Origin of the sequence: Actinoplanes sp. NPDC048791, from assembly GCF_040650095.1 — a bacterium.
Lineage (GTDB): Bacteria > Actinomycetota > Actinomycetes > Mycobacteriales > Micromonosporaceae > Actinoplanes.
The window spans coordinates 1-1,217 of the sequence record NZ_JBEZGQ010001651.1 but is presented as its reverse complement, the minus strand read 5'-3'; the positions used below and the strand labels follow the sequence as shown (position 1 = coordinate 1,217).

1 protein-coding gene and 1 pseudogene are annotated in these 1,217 nt (G+C 73.5%); both read right to left on the bottom strand.

Annotated elements, in window-relative coordinates:
* A pseudogene (locus AB0C29_RS49320) lies at positions 1 to 244 on the bottom strand (HNH endonuclease); the annotation flags it as partial.
* Between the two features lie 240 nt (positions 245 to 484).
* Positions 485 to 1,153 (bottom strand): CDP-alcohol phosphatidyltransferase family protein, encoded by a 669-nt coding sequence (locus tag AB0C29_RS49315; protein ID WP_360835416.1) that lies wholly within the window; start codon positions 1,151 to 1,153, stop codon positions 485 to 487.
* Positions 1,154 to 1,217 lie beyond the last annotated feature (64 nt).

The following is a 1,217-nucleotide window of genomic DNA, read 5'->3' as shown; positions in this document are numbered from 1 at the left end:
AGCGCCGGCCGTCGCGGGTCAGCACGCCGCCGCGGGACCAGCCTGGGCCGCGGCCGTGCCGCCAGCGCGTCACCACGTAGCTGACCAGGCGGACGACGGTCGGGATCGGGAAGACACCCATCCGGGCGTCCGGCTGCGCCTCCTGCACGACCGCCACCTCACGGCACAGCATGCGGATGGCGTGCCGGACGCTGACCCGGTGCAGTGGCCCGAAGTCGGCGTTGAGTACGAGGACCACACTCATCGCGGGTCACCTCCCTGTGTCACCGGCATCGGCCGGCTCGGCACGAAAAAGCCGTCCGTCCCGGGACACAGGGACGAACGGCGGCCGGTCGGCGCGGGCGCGCTCAACCGGGGCCGTCAGCCCTGCTCTCGTGCCGGAAGGCAGTCACGTGTATCTCCCTTTGGCCCCGGTGATCCGGGACACGTCGTTGCTGAGAAAGGTAGGGGCCGGCGCCATCGTGGACAACCGAATAAAGATCCGTCAGGCGGACAGTTCGCGGCGTACCGCGACGACGAGCTGGACCAGCCCGATCGCGCCCAGGGCCAGCCACACGATCGCCGCCACCAGCACAACCGTCGTCTCCCAGCCGGGGTGGACCAGGCCGGCGACCCCACCGACCAGCAGCCCGCTGATGGCCACCGAGACCCGGGTCGGGCGCTCCCCCAGCGTCACGATGCCCAGGCCGTCCATGCCGCCGGCCGCGGCGCGCGCCCGCACGTACTCGTGCAGCCAGCTCACCGCCGCGCCGGCCGCGACCAGCCAGCCCGGCACCCCGGCCACCCAGAACGCGGCCAGCCAGGCCAGCTCACCCAGCCGGTCGGCGACCGAGTCGTAGACGAAACCCAGCCGGCTGGTCCGGCCGGTCACCACGGCCACCGCGCCGTCGAGCGCGTCCGCGAAACCCGCCAGCAGCACCAGCAGCGCGCCGAGCAGCAGACCGGAGCGGCCGAGCAGGGCGGCGAACGGCACCGCCAGGCAGAGCAACAGCCCGCAGGCGGTGACGGTGGCCGGGCTGACCCGCAACCGGCCGAGCAGGCTGCCGCCGCGGTAGGCCAGCCGGATCCAGCCGCGCACCACCGGCGCGGCGGACTCGGGGTCGAAGCCGCCGTGCAGCCTGGACCAGGCTGCCGCGTTGTCCAGCCAGGTCAAGCCGGGACGTTGGCGGCCAGGTGTTGCCACACCTCACGGGTCGGCGTGGATCGGTTCGTGGTGT